Here is a 17,650-nt window from a genome sequence, read left to right on the forward strand (position 1 = left end):
AATGGATAAAGTGATATCAACTATTAAGGATTCGGGCCTTCTGGATCAGAAGTGGTATCTGTCTGAGTATCCTGATGTGGCCGCTCTGGGTATGGATCCGGTTGTTCACTATGTGCAATTGGGTGCATTGCTATATCGCGATCCCGCCCCTAATTTTTCTACGAGAGCATACTTGGTAGAGAATCCAGACGTTCTCCGAGCTGGAATTAATCCTCTTTATCATTACGTGATATGGGGGGAAAGAGAAGGGCGAGAGAGTCGGGACGCGAGTAAGCGATTTTCTACGCTCGACGAGAAATCCCTGGCATCAATGTTTGATCCGTCAATTCTCGATACCTTGGCAAAGTCGGATCACAACAATAACTTAATTAAATTGCCCGATTGGCATCTTCCTCGGGCTAGTTTGATTTCGAAAGACCAAGTGCTGACTCCATTCTCCGTAATGGACCTCGAGGTGAAGTTGTGGGGAGGGTATTCATCCTACGCAATTGTTGCCCTAGAAAAGATGAAGTATGCTGCATCTTCTACTGTTATTGAAAAGATAAATATCGGGTGGCATCTAGCCAGATGGTATTTTGTGGAAGGACAGTTTGAAGAAGCTTTAAAAAACGTTCTGTTTTCTAAATATTATTGTTTACGAGCGTTTCGTAAGCTGACTGTACCCTTGATGAAATTGGCTGTCGTCGAAAGCCAGTGTTTGTCAAAAATGGGAAAAATGAAGCGGGCCAGAAAGGCTTTGGAGAACATTACATCAAGAATGCCTGGAAGCTCGAATTTGAATTTGGCCTGGGCAGCTGTAGCAGGGGAAAAAGATGTTCTTGATGAGAAGTCGATACGAGACAGGGACGCTCCTTTACCTTGGATTAATAGGTTGTTCGAAGAGCGGGGTTTGGCACAGCTTAAGAAAATAGATGAAAACGCCCCTCTGAGTTTTTTTAACTTCACCGCAGAAGACGTTAAGCCTCTGCCTCTAGCTGAAACTCCGGAAAAAATATCCATCATTATTCCCGCATACGGGGCTGAAGAGACTATTCACATTCCGATATTAAGTTTGCTGAAACAAACTTGGTCAAATCTGGAGGTTATTGTCGTCGACGACTGTAGCCCAGATGGTATGGCGGATGTAGTTAAAAAAATTGCTCAGCAAGATAGTCGAGTAAAACTGATCCGTATGGAGGTTAACGGCGGAGCATATCCCGCTCGTAATCTTGGCCTGAAGTATGCAACTGGCGATTTTATTATGGTGCACGATAGTGATGATTGGTCGCACCCGCAAAAATTAGAGATTCAAATGAATGGGTTTAAAGCAGCTGATAATCCTATCGCTGTTGTTTCTCATTGGGTTCGGTTTAATCAACACTTAAGACCTCTTGGTGCATGGCGCCCTACCGGCAGTTTTTTTGATTTAAACTTTTCATCTTTAATGTTCAGACGTGGGATATTGGATGAAATAGGTGGCTGGGATGAGGTCCGTGTGAGTGGCGATGCTGAGTTTCGTGCTCGTATCGCCCGCAGGTATGGAAAAAATTCTGTCGTCAAAATTTCGCAGAGTTATCTCTTGTCATTATCTCTAATGAGAGATGATTCTCTAACTCAGACAAAAATAACTCATTTGAGAAGCCTAGATTTTGGCTTGCGTTGGTTATATCGTGACGCATATCAGTATTGGCATGGATCTGATTATTTTCAGCGAAATCCTTCAATAAAATCGGACTCCTCACGTCCTTTCCCGGTGCCGAAGATTTTAAGATCACGATCTAATCAAGAGGGTTCGTTTGATTTTTTAATTGTGACCGACCTTAGCGCCGAAGCTTGGACGACCGACCTTTTGTTATATATTAAGGCGGCGAAAAAAAAGGGGTGGAGCACTGCATTGTGTCATTGGCCCCGATATGAGGGCTACGTACATACACCCATTGATGCTCGGGTCTATGAAGCCTGCCAGCAGTATGATGTGGAAATCATCACTAACGGCGATGTAATTTCAGTACAAACAGCTCTAGTGCCGCATCCTGAAATTTTCCAATATAAGCTCGATCAATTTCCTCAAGTGAGAGCCGAACGCATAGCAGTGATTGCCAATGAGCCTGCTACTGTGGCATTAGGTGATTATGAGATTGGGCGCAAGAGTGCAACTTCGAAGGCTATTAAGTCACATATAGCGGAGTTTTTAGGTAATAGTGGCACATGGTGGGCAGCCTCTCTTTCTCTACAGTCAGAGCTGAAAAGTGCGGATCCTAACCTCGACGTGTCCACCAGCATTTGGTGGCCGATTTTTGAATTACATCAAGAAAAGCTTCAATCCAAGTTGCCTAATAAGGCTAGGAAGGTACCTAAATTGGGACGCTATTATGGCGATTCGATTCTCATAGGTGAAACGTGGCCTAAAAGTTTTAGAGACGCAAAACGAGCTTATTGCGCTGATGAGTCTTTAAAGATCTACTTTATCGGTGGTGAGGACATGATCTGCAGTCATTTTGGTCGTCATCCGAAAAATTGGGTTTTTAAGGGCGCAGAGGAGATCAGTGTAGAGAAGTTTTCGAAGGATATTGATTTTTATCTTTACTATCCAGATCGAACCTATACTGGAGTGTGTGACCCTGTTATGCTAAGGGCGATGGCTGCTGGTTTGCCGGTGATCACATATCCGGAATTTAGAAAATTGTTCAGAAACGCTGCAATTTATGCTGCGCCGGAGCGGGTGGTTTCGATTGCTACAGAATATTGGAATGATTCGAAGCGTTATTCCGACGCGAGTAAGAAGGCGCGGATTTTTGCTGTTGAGCAATGTAGTGTGAATAGCTTCTCGTCCAGATTCGGTGCTTGAGTAAAGCCACCAGTTTGAATTGTGTGAAAGACATAGAAGAATTTATTGCCACTCGAGATTTGAGTGGCTGTTCGAAGACCGTGATAGACGGGCAAAGTCACGATCATCCTGCAAGTTTGACTGTTGGGCTTTTTTATAGCAACTTGCAGCGCAGTGATTTGAAGTGTTTTGCTTGAGGAGGAGATTAACTAAAACGCTGCAGAATCGAGATTAAATGTATCATCGATTCGCACTACTTGTGTATGCATCTCAAAGAGACGATTCGTCTGGTTCGCCATGAATTTAATCCTATCGATCGTTTTTATAGCAGCAGATGCGCACTCATTTCCAATGTTAGGCTATCCGTTAGACATCGCTGTTTTCGGCCTGTCTGGCTTACATGAGTAGTAAGAGGCCGTTCAGTTATCCGTTAGGGTATCTAACATCAGTTAATTAGCTTGGCTCAAAAATTTTAGTAATTAAGGATGGTGAAAAATTGACTATATTTAATGCGTCCAATATATATGGGCACGATATTGGTGAATATAGTAATAAGGCAGCGGATGAAAAGGTCACTTTAGCATTTGCACTGGACAGTAATTATTTAGAGTGCATGAAAGTGATGCTTTTTAGCATGTTGCGTAGCCGCGCCTTTATCCATTCGCCTATTTCTCTCTATACTGATGATCCTACAGTTTTTGACCACGAGGTGGTGAAAAATTTCATTGATAAAGTTGTTCTAATTGACGGGCATAAGAAAGAAACGTTGTATGAGCTCGCGAAGAACAATGTCCGCCGTCCAGAAAGGGCCCAATGGAATAGGGGCACCTTCTTAAAATGGGCTGTATTTGAAGAGCAAGATACGGAAGAGCTACTTTTCCTTGATGCTGACATGTTGGTTCTACAGAATCTGCATGAAATCAGTAAGATCAGGGAAGACAAGAGTCTTATTACAATGCCTCAATTTCAAGAAGAACTGAAAGAGGGCGACTCGCTAAATAAGCTAAAAGAGCTAATTGCCGGGCAGTATGATGGCCGGCATCGTAATCGAATAAATTCTGGCGTTATGTACATAAGGAAGAATTTGCTCGCAGATAAATTCTTCGAAGAGGTTACCAAATTTGCAGCGTCTCGAATCGACCTTCACGAGCAAGGCCATTTGAGTGCATATTTCCAAGAAAACAAGGGTTTACTGTATATGGCACCTGCTATATATAACTTTCAGGAACAGTTTGTACGGCGACTCAAACCTTTAGATAAGCAGGAAATTATGCCCTATATAAAGATATTGCATTACGCCGGTCAAACTAAACCGTGGAAGATTGGAGAAGAGAAATCCGCTACGCACGAGAGTACCAGATTATGGTACGAATATTTGCGGGACGCTAATAAATTATTTTCCGAATAGTTCTGCGCAATAGAGAGAGTGCTGTAATTTTTCGTGTCGTCGAGATTGGGCTTATAAGGTGGAAAAGCTTCGACTGACGTGAATTTGGACGCAATTCCGTTATTCTGACCTACATCATATCTTAGAGTAGGCCTTAAAGTTCTTGGGTCGGAATTGTTGCATGACTAAATTGATTAGATTGTACGGAGCTTAATTCGATAAACAACGGGAGAGGTTTGTATTTTTTACATCCCTATACGTTGTGAAGCAGAAGAGCAGCGGATATGCGCGAGAATGTTAGCCTCAAATTTGTCAAGTGTTATTTTTAATCGGACTATTAAATGAAATCTGTAAATTATCAATTCGTTTTAAAGTCGATGTGCTTGACGCTCGCGTTTTCCGCAGGCTCTATGTTGTTCGGCGCGCCTAAGGCTTATGCATTTGATTGCCCTATATCGCCTGCAGCTGTCAAAAATATCGAAATGCCGAGCATATATATCGATAAGCGCGGGTCTATCGCTGATCCAAAGAAGAAGGCGGCTAATGATGAGGCGAGAGCCCCTATTAACAAGTTCCTGCAAGATATTCAGGATGTAGCGGACGAGTATTATGATAATCCGACTCCTGATAAATTGGAGTGTGGGAAAAATTATCTAGATAGCTGGGCCAAGGCACGTGCACTGTTGGACGGTAGCGTGTCGGGTCCTGGGGAGCTAGTACGATTTTGGGCAACAGGAGCTATTGGTGTAGCAGTGTTGAAGCTGGGGCTAGATGAGAAAACTACGCCACCCGCCGTCCGTGATTGGTTGCAGGCCCTGGGAAAGAACGTGAATGACTATGTTATTCAACGAGAGAGTAAGAGCAATTTGTATTACTGGTCCGGATATTCGCTCGGAGTGATGGGATTGGTTTTGGAAAATAAGGCCTATCAAGATAAATCTCTTGAGATATTTCATGAATCATTACTCGCAATTCAACCAGATGGCACGTTGCCTATTGAATTAAGGCGAGGTCAAAGGGCGGCGATTTACCATGCATTTGCCGCGCAAGCTATTTTTGGTCTGGCGGTCCTTCATAACGCTAACTTTAGTGAATTGGAGAACGGCAGTTTTGGCAAATTGGTGGGCTTGCTTAAGAAGACTGCAGCTAATCCAAGATACTTGGAGGAAAAGGTGGGAGTGAAGCAAATGCGTATCTCCAAACCTTCATGGCTTCCCATTTATGACAGATTACGGGCCGGGGACACTAGTTTTTCAGCTCGTCGTAGCCGCGAATGTATCGATGCCTTGAGATTGGGCGGGGACATATGTAACTGGGCAGCATTACGACAAGGCAAGACAACTGCGAAGAAATGAGTGCAGTCAGCATAAAGTATGGCCTGTCTTGTAGTTCGCTTTGTTTAGATTGTTGAACTTTGTCAGTAAGCTAACAATAGGGCATCATGAAGTTTCTTTTTGTCGGTGGATCCAATACCCTTATGAGAGAGGGGTATGTTCGTCACTTTAAATTCTTTCTCGAGCAATTCTGCCATGAAGAGATAGAGATACGTAATATCGCTATTGGCGCTAATAGCTGCGTGCATGGTTTGGAGTTGATTAAAGCGGAACAGAATCTTTCTGACTATGATTGTGTCGTAATCGAATACGTTATCAACGATTACCAGCTCGCAAAAAGTGAAACTATTCATACATGGCGGCAAGCGTATGATGGCTTGATTCGTCATTTAATAAAGAATTGCGCACCTCACACTAGAATTATAAATTTGGTCTTGGGTCGACGCTCTCTCTCAACTTTTGCCTGGCAAAATAGATTAACAAGGGAGATTAATGCGCTTGTTAAAAAATATTCGTCTTACGCGAGCATAGAAATTATTAATATTACACGCTTGCTTATGGCGATTTGTGATAAGAAGCGCGATGTTTATGAGAATCTTTATAAAGACTACGTGCATTATAAGCCCCCGGTTGTGGCTTCTTTAGTGGGTAGTCTGTTGTCTAATCATTATATTTCAGGATTGGTAAATCCTAAGAGCATCGACTATTCGCCCTTGCCTGAAAATTATCAGGATAATTTTGAGAATAGTGTAGTAGTCGATGCAAGTCGGTACAGCATCAGAAAGAGGGAATTTAAGAACAGCCACGTAGATCTTACGGCAGCATCGCTCTCCTTGGGAGAGACTGTGGAAATCGAACTCTCGGGGACGCTGGTGGCGTTTACCTACGTTTCTACTTTTGATTCTCTGTCCGTGTTAGTGGAAGAGGAGGGTGAGGCACCATTTGTGATTGATTGCCAACATAAATGGGTAAAGGGTGATGAAAATCGATTCATGTCAAAGAATTTTCCATTGTCTTGGAAGAATTGGAGCAATAAAGGAGGTAGGAAGGTAAGATTTACGGCGATAACTGGTCTGGATAGGGATAGCCTTATGGCAAGATACGTGAACCAATACAATATTCACGGCCCCAGTACGCAACCATTATCAGAGGCTTGCTTCTATTTGGCGGGCCTTCTAGTGAATACTTCTGATAAAATCGTCGCCTGATAATAATATTCAGTAGTGACGTTGCCGTTCAGTGAGTGCGGTCGGCCGCGTTGATTCACCGTAATCCACATTTAATCCGCATCGCATTTGATCATCGCTAGCGTACTAGCCTACTCTCTTATCAGGAGTTGTTCCGTGATTCAGCAGTCACCCGTTTTGTTTCTCGGCGATAGCCATACTTGTTATTTTTCGCACGCGAATGAAACTGGGTTATTACTACCATGGAACGCTCGAGTATGTACGGTGCATGGTGCTACAGCCGCTGGCCTTATTAATCCTGATTCGATTACAGCCGCCGCCCCGAAGTTTAGAAAATTCCTAAAAAGACAGCCTAAGGACGCGACGCTTGTATTTCATTTGGGAGAAGTGGACTGCGGTATTCTAATTTGGATGAGGGTTCAGAAGAATGCGAGTAGTTTACAAGCAGAGTTGCGCCGCTCGGTTGCTGCATATTTTTCATTTATTGACGAGTTGATAGGCGAAGGGTATCGCGACATAATTATTACGTCAGCGACCCTGCCCACTATTAACGATTTTGATCAATTAGGTGCTGTTGTTAACGAGCGGCGTAGCAAAGTCACGGCGACGCAAGTTGAGCGCACTCAACTTACCTTGGATTTTAATCGATATTTACAGACTGAAGCCTTATCGCGTGGCCTCGGTTTTGTCGACGTATCTTCAGAAATGCTGAATTCAACATCTGGTGTGGTCGATACTAGCTTTAGAAATAAGAATCCCGCTAATCACCATATGGATAATAATATGGCGGCGACTATTTGGGCTTCTGCTATTTCGAAGAAACTTTTCGCGCAGCGGAATATTGATCTGCCATCTGGGATATGGCAGGCGACGTCAAATACTCTGCTAAAGGCTTACGTGAGTCCATATAGAAGCCTTCGCGACGCGCACAAGTTTTCAGTCTCGGTCGGACAAACATTATCTGCAAAGATTGCAGGGTATAGGCGCGGGCACGTATTCATTGTGGATGCATCGCTCGATGGTGTTAATTTATCTCCAGAGCTACGCTATATCTTCGTGAAACATTGGACACCCCCGCCGCATAAAGGAATTGTTAACTCCCCCGTTTAGCAAGCGTGCTAGGTTAGTTAAGGATTCAATGTGGCCTGAGTCTCATACTTGCCAGCGTCGGTGGGATAACCGGTTGTTTGCTTGTGGAGCGGGATAGAGTTGCTCGCTCTTGGATGATAGGCGCTTGACGAGAAGCGTAGCACTCCACAGGCATTAACAGTTTATTTATAGAGGAAATGCAGAGATTATTCTGCTGCAAACAGAATCGAGTTTGTCAAAGTAAGCGTATTCATCAGAATTAAGCTTAATTTTTGCTAATGATTCTATTTTGTTAATGTTGACATTTTTTATGTTGTTTCTTCCTATCCCCGCGAAATAGTCAAAATATTTCCACTGTACCCTCCGTGTGGAGTTGTCTTCCCATAACCATACGCTAGGTATGCGATAGCTATCGGCAATAACTAATCCATGCAAGCTAGTAGCTGCGATATGTTTGCAAGACGATATTTGACTCATTATTTGAGTCATATCGGGATTGTTTACGTTAATGACAATGGAGTTTTTCGTGTCTTTTAGCAGCCTTTTTACCCACGGGCTGTCTTTTTGAGACCAATGAGGAATGATTCCCCAGTCATATTTCTCTTCGTTGCTTCTTTCCCACACTTGGCTCGCGAGTAACCCTGGATCTCCAAATGGGATATTTCCTTGAATATCTAAGAGTGACTTCGTCAAAGGGCCTCGTAATAGATTTACTTTAAAGAGTCCACTATTGAGAGGGTCGGCGCCGAGAGTACCAGAACCCCAAACTGGATAGGGTTTGTCTCGTTCTGGAGCCCAGTGCAAAATGCTGCCTACTGCCAATAGCTCCGATTCAATAATATTATCTTTTGATAGTCGTTCTAAATTCAATCCAGAAATATGGGAAACTAAATACGGATTTAAATCGTCGCCAAAATTGACTTTTCCATTTCTGTTTCTTGACCAAAAGAACTTTATTTTTTTGTCATTATCTGAAATATAGTCGCTGCCATAAAAATTTACCTTTTTGAAATCCCGGGTTGCTTCGTTGGGTAAATGAACTGGCTCAATATCGAACAATGACGAGTCTTTTGCAATGCCCATCGTGGGCACAAAGGAAGCCTCATCTGTCGCAATGTCGGAGATTTTCGACGAGAATATTTTGTTGGTCTTTTTGTCGCGAATGAAATATTTCCCTTCTAAGAAATTAATTTCAACGACTATAGGTTTTATTTCACTTCCATGAAGCGCTCCACTCTTCATATCTACAGTGGAAAGATAAATCTTATTAGCGGGCCGGTGGGAAAAAAACAGTTCGTTATTTTCCCCAAGCCCTAAAATTGTGTCGCCTGATCTACCTTTAACAATAAATGACTTGATCATAATGTTCCTGCACTTAAAAAATAAATGACGACGATGTATTCGTTCTATTTGCGGCCAACGTCTATACTTCAGCACGCTGGTACAAAATACCACACTCTTAAGAAGTTATAGAGTCTTATGGTTACCACTGCGTTAATCTATCCCGCGCCTTCGAAAACGTTGTGTTGCTAACCATTGGTGGCATTACTTAGCGGAATCTATTTGGATCGCAGGCGCTGGATCAGCGTACGCCAAGAGTTGCGTTGTGGCTGGGGGGTAGACGGATCTGTAGGCATCATGAGTTGTGTCAAGTACTCTACTTCGTTTTTTACCAGCGGACTCAGTTCCTTAGCGATCAGGCAATCATCCTCATTGCGATCATGGCTGAGAAAGTATTTTTTATGCTTTACTCGAGATTTCTTCGTGGCACTACCGCGCCGACTTTTGCCAACCAAGAATTCTTCAAGGGATTTCGTTGCATAGTGATTGACGCGTGCTTCATCCCAGATAATCTTGCTACTAAGACCTTTACCGTGTTTGAAGTGAGGGATGATGTCCTCGCCCGTTGCATCAATGTATCGCCCACCGGATAGTTGCACAAAATGAGGATTTGCAAATTTGATGGCTCGTTCTGGCCTCAACAACGTTTTAATATGATAATGGACACCAAAGCTTTGGGGGGCCCGTTTGGTGAACCGTTCAATGACAAGGCCGTCCTCAGCAAACAGAGCTCCGCCTGAACCGAAGTTTGCCCAATTTAGGCCCACCGCACTAACGTCGGGACTCGCAAATAGTTTATCGATGAAAGGTATAAGAGATGTGCTGCCGTCCATGGGCAAGAGATATTCGTCCGCATCAATGAATGCTACGACATCACATCTTCCACGTACATGCGTCAGTAGCATTGCATATGCGGGCATCTGAGCGTTGCCACTTTCAGGTGTGGGAAACCGGATGCATTGCAAGACGCCATGCTTGGCCAATGCTTGCAGCATTTCGCTGGTGCCATCATTGCTATCGTTGTCAGCGATAAAAAACTTATCTACGCCAATTACGCGATGATAGGCAATCCATTCCAGTAAAGAATCAGCTTCGTTTTTAACGATAGCCGCTACGCTTAGTTCTAATGACACTCGTTGGCTGTTTTATTGTTAGACAGCCAACGAGTATATCCTGATCAGCTATTTTCCCGCGATATGCTAGGGGCGAAGCGTTGTAACCAATGCTGCGTTGAAGCATCGTGAGACATGCGTGTGACAGTTTTGCCATCTGCCATATTTTGCCAATCTTTACGTATGCGCGAAGTGAGTGTTTTGCCCAGCTCTACGCCCCATTGATCGAAAGGATTGATGCCCCAGATAAGTGCTTGTACGAAGACCTTGTGCTCGTAGAGTGCAATCAATGCACCTAGCGTGTAAGGGCTAAGGCGTGGTAGTACGATCAAACTGGAAGGACGCCCTCCCGGGTAGACTTTGTGTTTGGCTAACCATTTGGCATAGTCTGGATCGGTATTTTTATCCATTTCAGCTAGGACATCTTCGTACGATTTGCCACGTAGGAGAGCCTCGCGTTGTGCCAAGCAGTTGGCAATCAATTGCTGATGATGGTCGGGCCAGCGATGATCTGCTTGTTGGCAGATGATGAAATCGACTGCAGCGCCATCACCTTGGTGTAACCACTGAAAAAAAGTGTGCTGCGCATCCGTACCTGGCATCCCCCAAACTGCAGGGCCAGTTGGCACTCCCACCGGCTCACCGGCTAAGGTGACGGATTTACCTAACGATTCCATTTCCAATTGCTGCAGATAGGGGACCAAATGGAACAGGCGTGAATCGTAGACGGAAATATTTAGAGAGCTAAATCCCAATACGCTCCGGTTAGCGACGCCAGCCAAAGCCAGTTGGACTGGTGCGTTGCGGTTGATGGGGGCCGTACGAAAATGCTCGTCCATTGCATGCGCGCCTGCCAGCATGCCTGCCATTACGTCAGTACCCACTGTTAGCGCCGTGGACACGCAAACTGAAGACCAAAACGAGAATCTGCCGCCAACCCAGTCCCAAAACGGGAAGATTTGATCTTTTGGTACGCCGAACTTGCGGGCGATAGTGGGGCGAGCAGTCACGGCCACCAACTGGCGTTCCGGATGCTTAACGCCAGCAGCGCGGAGCCATTCAATCGCGCGCTGTGCGTTTTCCAGGGTTTCCGCGGTAGTAAATGATTTGGACGCTATTACTACAACGGTTTCATGCGGGTTAAGGCCTGATAAGCCTCCTTCAATTGCGTGGCCATCGATGTTGGCGACGAAGCGGATGTCGCGCCAGGTGCCGGTATAGCCAAACGCCGCGACAGTTAGGCGCAGTCCCCAATCGCTACCACCTATGCCAATATGTAGTACGTGGCGCCAGCGTCGTTCGTTGTCCGCCCGCTGCACAAACTGTAGCAGTCGATTGCGTTCATGAGCCACTTCAGGAGTGGGAGAGGGTTCTCGGAGCATGGAATGCCATGCTGCGCGATCCTCTGTGTGATTGACGACGCCGCCTTCAAGCAACTGGCGGCGCATCTGCTTGAATTCGCGGGCTCGTAACAGAGCATGAGACGCCTCGGTAAACGCTTCTGAAGTAGGTTGCGCACTGAGGTCAATGCTAAGGCCGGCCGCTTCGATGATTCGCAGCGTTTCGCCCTTACGGTCTGCTAGCTCAGCTGCCTGTCGAAAAGCTTGCCATTCAGCCATTGTGGGCAGAGCAGGCGAGTCATGTGCAGGAATGGGGGTCAAGATAGAGGCTGAGTCTTTCATCGGTATTTGCTGCTGTCGCGGGATGTATGTCTTAAAACGAGATCGGCTCGCTACGTTCCAATGTCAGCGTAGCGGCGGAAACAACAAGTCAAGACGGTACGCTCTTTCTATGAGGGTAATGTAACTATTTTGTATAGCTTTGTGATTGTGCAGCATATGCAGCGTCGTACATCAATGCAAGATAATGATACATAAATAAGGATTGGGATGCCATAAAATATTGCAGTGCATCAATTTAACAATATGATGACTAGTAACATTAGTAATGTATTGTTGTTCAATGTGCAAATCAAATCGCGAGAAGACGGCAAATTTCTCACTGATGCTGAGTACAATACTAGGTTTTTCTTATCGGCGTTTGTGCCCGATTAGCAGTCGCGAATGATAGCTGACACGCAGCGTAGAATCCTGTTTTTACAGGGTCCCCCATCCACATTCTGGCGTCAGCTTTGCGATCATTTTGAATCGTCGGGCGCTATTACGCGTCGTATCAACTTCTCAATGGGAGATTGGGCTTATTGGCGTAAACCCGGGGCGGACAACTACCGTGGGCGCTTTAGCCGCTGGGGGCTCTTCCTGCGAAAGTACTTGGTTGAACATCAAATTACCGACATCCTGTACTACGCAGATCGACTCCCGTATCACGCTGTGGCACGAGAGGTAGGGGCTTCGCTCGGGGTGCGGACTTATGCGGTGGAGTTCGGTTATTTGCGGCCCGATTGGCTGACTCTTGAGCGCGGTGCGATGGGGGCCCTGTCTCATTTTCCCAATGATCCAGAAGTCATTCGGCAAATTGCCCGACGTGTGCGCAGCTTTACTCAGCCCAAGGAACATTTTACGCACCGGTTTGCGCAGGAAGCCTCTAACGAAGTGGTCTATAACCTACTGACGGCACTGGTGCCGTATGGGTATCCGTTTTATCGAGCGGATAAGTATTATCACCCTCTTGTCGATTATTTGAGTTGGCTACCCAGCGCGTTGCGCAAGATGTTCACAGAGAACAAACGCTCGGAAGCGGCCTTACGACTGCGTATTGAACGTAAGCGGTATTGGATGCTGGCATTGCAGATTCAGGCGGATTATCAGTTGCGTACAAACTCGCACTACCATCGCCAAGCCGATATGATCGCAGAGGTGATCGCATCTTTTGCCGAGCATGCCCATCCAGAGGGGCATTTAATAGTGAAGCTACATCCGTTGGATAACGGTATTGAACGCTGGGAACGTTTGGTCGAACGTTTGGCGAAAAAGCATGGAGTCGCAGAACGGGTGCTGGCAGTTAGTGAGTGCGATTTGAAGCGGACAATCCGGCGCAGTCGAGGGGTAATTACCATCAACTCCACGGTGGGCTTACATAGTCTGCGTGCAGGCACGCCGGTCAAAGTGCTGGGAGTGGCAGTGTATGACATTCCTGGGCTTACGCATCAAGGGTCGCTGGATTTGTTTTGGCGAAAGCCCCAAAAAGTGGATAAGACGTTGCGGAATGCATTGGTAAGTGCATTGGCAGCCACGATTCAGGTGCATGGATCGTTTTATCACCCGGAAGGGAGGAAGTATGCTTGTCGCGAAATCGTGCGTAGGGTAATGAATAATTTGGTGAACGAGCCGAGTGCATTTGTGAACCCGCCCCCTCGATTGGAGCAGGCGTTGGAGCGCAATGTCCCTATTTTTAGCTCGCTTAAAGGCAGCGGCATGGAGCCTTTCAAGCCAGCCTCTTGCCCAGTTGTCTCCGCATCAAATCGTTAATTTAAGTGGTCCAGGTGTAGGCTGACTGCGGGTTGAGCTGGCTTAAGATAAGTTCGGCGAGGTCTCGAATTTAATGCAGAAGGTGCTGTTGGCTCGCTATGAAAATCGAAGTCATAAATTCACAAGTTTATGGTAATCCATATCAAAAGCTCCTCTATACAGCAATTGACGCGAGATACCAGATAGTATCGGGCACCTTAAGTAAGGCCATCAAACGGCAGCAAGCAACTGAGTGTTCCATCTACCACATTCATTGGGAGGAGTCCCTCTTTTCGCGCTGCACCACTGTTGCTCAGGCAGCACGAGTGCGTCGCGAGTATGTGAAGCAATTGAGAGACTATATCGCTATCGGCGGCAAAGTAGTATGGACATTGCATAACATTAAGCCTCACGAGTGGCGATTTGTGCGGACGCTTTTGTCTTTGCGTAAAGATATCGCCGAATTATCTCATCGCATTTTGGTTCATAATCAGACTGCGTTATCCGTGCTACAAGAGCAAACTGGGCTGGTAGATCTGTCCAAAGTGACCGTGCTACCTCACCCAGCATACTTCGATGTTTACGAGTCCGTTGATCGAACAATCGAACGGGCGGGAAGGCCTGCTGCGAATCCTCGCACGCTGCTATGTTTCGGCTTGGTGCGTGCATATAAGGGTATTCCTGATTTATTAAGGAAATTGCCTCAAGACTTTATGGTGCAGCATCAATTGGCATTGCATATTTGTGGCAAGCCCTTACGAGCAGATTCGTTTTTAAATGATCTGTTGGCTCAAGGTTCGGAGCGCCCCGAAATCACGTATACCCTCACCTCTATACCTGTCGAAGAGGTTGCCGAACTATTCAGGTCAAATGCAGGCTTAATTCTTCCTTATCACAGAGTCCTTACTTCCGGGGTGGCTGTGTTGGCGCTGACACTAGGCGTGCCTACAATTGCGCCCAATACTCCGGCCATGAGAGAACTATTCCCCGAGTCTTCGCATCATTTGCTCTTCGAACCTCGTTCGCCGAAAGATCTGCGTCGTGCTGTCGTTGCGCTTGCAGATATGCCAGGAGAGATACGCGAGCAGATAGCTGAAGACTATATCCAACAAGCACTCTTGTATCATCCTCAAAGAGTTAGTGGTGCTCTTGGCGCAATCTATGATGAGTTGATTGGGCTAGCGGGTGACAACTGTTGGATCCGGTTGTGGGGACGCAGGCCTGCAATGCTTGATGACGTAGCAGCACAATCTCGTGTACCCTTTCTACTTCAATTGATTTCAGGAAACAGATCCATGGCAACTCGTGTATCCAAAGCCGCTGCTGTAGCACTTTCTAATCAGCAGCTAGCGCTTGAACTTGTAAAAGCAACATTGGTCGGTAATGTTCGAACAGGTGCTTCCGATGAGCTTATATTAAATAACATTAAAGATGTAAATACGCTTACGGTGGAGAGATCTAGACTGGATGCGGCCTATGCTGTACGGCTTTACACTAATATTCTAAATAGACTAGAGCAATGGTCTGCAGGACAGGACGAAAAATAAGACTGCCAATTTCCTTGGTTGATAGGCCGCTAACTCGCCCATATTGAACGATTGGGCGAGTAGTTTTTATTTGAAGTTGGAGTCCATTATCATCCAAAACTTATTAATTGGCTTCAAATTTCTAGAGCTGTTGCAGCCTTCCTATTTTAGGATTTACACCAAATCGAGGGAATTTTTCACGTAATAATGATGAAATAGTGAAAAATTAGATCGGTAAATATCAATTAGATAAGCTTTGAATCATGTCCAATGTATCCACTCATAGTGACACCCTAGGTCAAGCATGTTTGAGTTCGAATCAAATAATTTCTGAAAGCAAGACTCAGTCGCCTCCTCTAGTGGTTAGAGGCAATAATGGCCTCCGTAATGAGAAGCGTTGGGGAGGGGTTAAAAACTATTTTAAGAATTTGGACCAATTTAAGGCGGCTGGTGCCATACGAAATGGGTTAACCACGATTGACATTGGTCCCACTTTTATTGATATTTATGCCGAATTAAAACCAGGAAAACCGCTGTATGTTTACTTTAATGGCGCGCAGCGACGATGGGAAAAAAACATAAAATTGCCTATTTTTTCTGGGAACAGTGTGCATCCGTCGGACGAATGCTCTAGGCTGTCGATAAGCGACCCCGCCTTGCATCTAGATAAATATATAACGTTGGCGTGGTATGTTGGCTCAACAGGGTTTGCTACTCAGAAAGTCATAATTCCGGAGATTTTAGACAAGATAATTAGCTTGTCTAATGCTAGTACTGTAGTCTTCGTCGGTGGTTCTGGCGGGGGGTTTGCAAGCTTATATTTTTCAAGGTTCTACCCAAAGTCTATTGCTGTTGTATGCAATCCGCAAACGCACATATTGAAATATAAAGAAAGGCAAGTGCGTAAGTTTCTACAAGTTTGCTATGGAGTGGATTACATATATTTAGCAGAAAAAGACCCAAAATTGACCCTTGGAATTACTAAAAGCCTGTGTAGACTATATAATCCTCGGCGAGGAGAGCTGACGAATAGAATAATATATATGCAGAATATAAGCGACGATTTTCACTACACAGGCCATTATGTGAAGTTTGTCGAAGCCTTAGGCCTGGATGTAGTCGAGAATGTTGGATTTCATCAGCAAGGGAACTTCTTGACATTGATTGGCGACTGGGGGGATGGGCATATTCCGGCTCCAGGTCATGTTTGGCGCGGAATCCTAAAGAATATCTTTTTGTATGAAAAGGACCTCGATGCCTTGATTGTCAATAATCAAGCAAGAAAATTAATAAACGATGATGCTTTTGTGAAAGAGAGTCCTCCTGAGAATTCCATATCGGCTCCGCTGTTGTCCGAAAAGGATTAATCCGATACTGAGACCATTGGCTCTCGCCGAATGGACGGCCAGTAGCTCCGTCGTTAATGCTTCGAGGATTTTAGACATCGATGTCGAGCATTGGTAAGCGACCGGGAACTACATCCCCGATCCACCCTGCGCAGGAAATTTTTAAACAACGGACTTCGTTCGGTGAGAGAAAAGCCAGAAAGCGTATCCGCCAGGGTTGTTTACATGCGCAACGTCAAACTATTGAAAAACTCGAGCCGTCGGACTGGCTGTATATACCAGCAGTCCGACGGTCACGTTGTCGGAATCGTCGGTCACCATCCCGGAATCCCCGGTCACGTTAAATCGAAATCATCGGTCACGATGAAACGGAATACCCACGACCTTGATTTAACCGCCTGGCTGCGAGCCAGACGCCAATGCCATCATGCACCAACACCTTCACGGGAGTGGCGCGGCGATTTGCAAATAGGTACGCATGATGCGGCTGAGCAGCCCCAAACACCTGGACCACTCGGGCCAGTGCCGTCTCGGTGCCTGCCCGCATATCCATCGGCTTGACCGCCAACCAGATCTGGTCGATGCGGATCATCGCATGACGTCTCGCAGCCACGCCGCACAACGGTCAGCTTGAGACATCGGCCAACGGATTGATGTCGTCATATCGTGATGCCGCAAGTCAATCAGAATCTCGCCTTGAGTGATGGTGCTCGGGATTGCCTCCGGCTTCGGTAGCCGTAGCGGGACGAATTGAGCGGCGACGTCACGTTGTACGGATGACGCTTTTGCGAGCTCATGCTACCTCAGTCTCTCAAGCTCGATCATCCATCGACGCAAGAGATAGGGATTAATGCCGTGGTCCATGGCAATCGCCGTCAGCGATACGCTTGGCTGCTGACAACTCGCGATCAATTCGGCCTTGAATTCCGGGCTATGTGTGCGTCGACGTCGGCGAGTAGGCTCAAGCGAATCCATAGTGCATACGTGGTAAGCGTCCGGCCATCCCATATTGACACGCCCGCATAAGCGGGCGTTGCTGTTTATGGTGTTTGCGGTTGCCAGTTATGCGGTAAGCGTCCGGCCATCCCATATTGACACGCCCGCATAAGCGGGCG

At 45.9% G+C, this 17,650-nt stretch carries 13 protein-coding genes; 8 read left to right on the forward strand and 5 right to left on the reverse strand.

Annotated elements, in window-relative coordinates; translation table 11 throughout:
- Position 1: 1 nt before the first annotated feature.
- The 5 genes from ACNA0J_RS24220 to ACNA0J_RS24240 all read left to right on the forward strand — a co-directional run bounded on the left by ACNA0J_RS24220 (position 2) and on the right by ACNA0J_RS24240 (position 7,824).
- Positions 2 to 2,827, forward strand: a complete 2,826-nt coding sequence (locus tag ACNA0J_RS24220) for a glycosyltransferase (RefSeq protein ID WP_415821454.1) — start codon at positions 2 to 4, stop codon at positions 2,825 to 2,827.
- Between the two features lie 475 nt (positions 2,828 to 3,302).
- Positions 3,303 to 4,214, forward strand: a complete 912-nt coding sequence (locus ACNA0J_RS24225; protein WP_415821456.1) for a glycosyltransferase family 8 protein — start codon at positions 3,303 to 3,305, stop codon at positions 4,212 to 4,214.
- Positions 4,215 to 4,534: 320 nt separating this feature from the next.
- Positions 4,535 to 5,548 (forward strand): alginate lyase family protein, encoded by a 1,014-nt coding sequence (locus tag ACNA0J_RS24230; RefSeq protein ID WP_415821457.1) that lies wholly within the window; start codon positions 4,535 to 4,537, stop codon positions 5,546 to 5,548.
- An 86-nt stretch (positions 5,549 to 5,634) separates the two neighbouring features.
- On the forward strand, positions 5,635 to 6,735 hold the full coding sequence (locus ACNA0J_RS24235; protein WP_415821458.1) for an SGNH/GDSL hydrolase family protein: 1,101 nt from the start codon (positions 5,635 to 5,637) through the stop codon (positions 6,733 to 6,735).
- Between the two features lie 135 nt (positions 6,736 to 6,870).
- Entirely contained in the window at positions 6,871 to 7,824 is a 954-nt protein-coding gene (locus ACNA0J_RS24240; RefSeq protein ID WP_415821459.1) for a hypothetical protein, read from the forward strand.
- A 165-nt stretch (positions 7,825 to 7,989) separates the two neighbouring features.
- On the opposite strand, the gene ACNA0J_RS24245 is transcribed toward ACNA0J_RS24240, so the two are convergent.
- The 3 genes from ACNA0J_RS24245 to pgi all read right to left on the reverse strand — a co-directional run bounded on the left by ACNA0J_RS24245 (position 7,990) and on the right by pgi (position 11,938).
- Complete coding sequence (locus ACNA0J_RS24245; protein ID WP_415821460.1) at positions 7,990 to 9,165, reverse strand: polysaccharide pyruvyl transferase family protein; 1,176 nt, start codon at positions 9,163 to 9,165, stop codon at positions 7,990 to 7,992.
- A gap of 197 nt (positions 9,166 to 9,362) precedes the next feature.
- Complete coding sequence (locus tag ACNA0J_RS24250; RefSeq protein ID WP_415821461.1) at positions 9,363 to 10,277, reverse strand: glycosyltransferase family 2 protein; 915 nt, start codon at positions 10,275 to 10,277, stop codon at positions 9,363 to 9,365.
- 44 nt (positions 10,278 to 10,321) lie between these two features.
- On the reverse strand, positions 10,322 to 11,938 hold the full coding sequence (gene pgi / locus ACNA0J_RS24255) for a glucose-6-phosphate isomerase (RefSeq protein ID WP_415821462.1): 1,617 nt from the start codon (positions 11,936 to 11,938) through the stop codon (positions 10,322 to 10,324).
- A gap of 381 nt (positions 11,939 to 12,319) precedes the next feature.
- Between pgi and ACNA0J_RS24260 the strand changes: the two genes are divergently transcribed.
- The 3 genes from ACNA0J_RS24260 to ACNA0J_RS24270 all read left to right on the forward strand — a co-directional run bounded on the left by ACNA0J_RS24260 (position 12,320) and on the right by ACNA0J_RS24270 (position 16,556).
- Positions 12,320 to 13,684 carry a capsule biosynthesis protein gene (locus tag ACNA0J_RS24260; RefSeq protein ID WP_415821463.1) on the forward strand — a complete coding sequence of 455 codons (1,365 nt, stop codon included), beginning with the start codon at positions 12,320 to 12,322 and terminating at the stop codon, positions 13,682 to 13,684.
- A 98-nt stretch (positions 13,685 to 13,782) separates the two neighbouring features.
- Positions 13,783 to 15,210, forward strand: coding sequence for a glycosyltransferase (locus ACNA0J_RS24265; protein WP_415821464.1), 1,428 nt, complete (start codon positions 13,783 to 13,785; stop codon positions 15,208 to 15,210).
- Positions 15,211 to 15,452: 242 nt separating this feature from the next.
- The gene (locus ACNA0J_RS24270) at positions 15,453 to 16,556 is read left to right on the forward strand and encodes a hypothetical protein (protein WP_415821465.1); all 1,104 of its coding nucleotides are present in this window, start codon (positions 15,453 to 15,455) and stop codon (positions 16,554 to 16,556) included.
- Between the two features lie 337 nt (positions 16,557 to 16,893).
- Here ACNA0J_RS24270 and tnpB read toward each other — a convergent pair whose 3' ends face one another.
- Both tnpB and ACNA0J_RS24280 read right to left on the reverse strand, forming a co-directional pair.
- On the reverse strand, positions 16,894 to 17,127 hold the full coding sequence (gene tnpB / locus ACNA0J_RS24275; RefSeq protein ID WP_415821466.1) for an IS66 family insertion sequence element accessory protein TnpB: 234 nt from the start codon (positions 17,125 to 17,127) through the stop codon (positions 16,894 to 16,896).
- A 206-nt stretch (positions 17,128 to 17,333) separates the two neighbouring features.
- Complete coding sequence (locus ACNA0J_RS24280; protein WP_415821467.1) at positions 17,334 to 17,543, reverse strand: transposase; 210 nt, start codon at positions 17,541 to 17,543, stop codon at positions 17,334 to 17,336.
- Between the last annotated feature and the right edge of the window lie 107 nt (positions 17,544 to 17,650).

Source organism: Bordetella tumbae, assembly GCF_965139195.1.
GTDB classification, from domain to species: Bacteria; Pseudomonadota; Gammaproteobacteria; order Burkholderiales; family Burkholderiaceae_B; genus Bordetella_A; species Bordetella_A tumbae.

Coding starts and splice junctions, on each gene's coding strand:
- tnpB (WP_415821466.1), bottom strand. CDS start 17,127: ATGATCCGCATCGACCAGATCTGGTTGGCGGTCAAGCCGATGGATATG.
- ACNA0J_RS24270 (WP_415821465.1), top strand. CDS start 15,453: ATGTCCAATGTATCCACTCATAGTGACACCCTAGGTCAAGCATGTTTG.
- ACNA0J_RS24245 (WP_415821460.1), bottom strand. CDS start 9,165: ATGATCAAGTCATTTATTGTTAAAGGTAGATCAGGCGACACAATTTTA.
- ACNA0J_RS24280 (WP_415821467.1), bottom strand. CDS start 17,543: ATGGGATGGCCGGACGCTTACCACGTATGCACTATGGATTCGCTTGAG.
- ACNA0J_RS24220 (WP_415821454.1), top strand. CDS start 2: ATGGATAAAGTGATATCAACTATTAAGGATTCGGGCCTTCTGGATCAG.
- ACNA0J_RS24235 (WP_415821458.1), top strand. CDS start 5,635: ATGAAGTTTCTTTTTGTCGGTGGATCCAATACCCTTATGAGAGAGGGG.
- ACNA0J_RS24230 (WP_415821457.1), top strand. CDS start 4,535: ATGAAATCTGTAAATTATCAATTCGTTTTAAAGTCGATGTGCTTGACG.
- pgi (WP_415821462.1), bottom strand. CDS start 11,938: ATGAAAGACTCAGCCTCTATCTTGACCCCCATTCCTGCACATGACTCG.
- ACNA0J_RS24265 (WP_415821464.1), top strand. CDS start 13,783: ATGAAAATCGAAGTCATAAATTCACAAGTTTATGGTAATCCATATCAA.
- ACNA0J_RS24260 (WP_415821463.1), top strand. CDS start 12,320: ATGATAGCTGACACGCAGCGTAGAATCCTGTTTTTACAGGGTCCCCCA.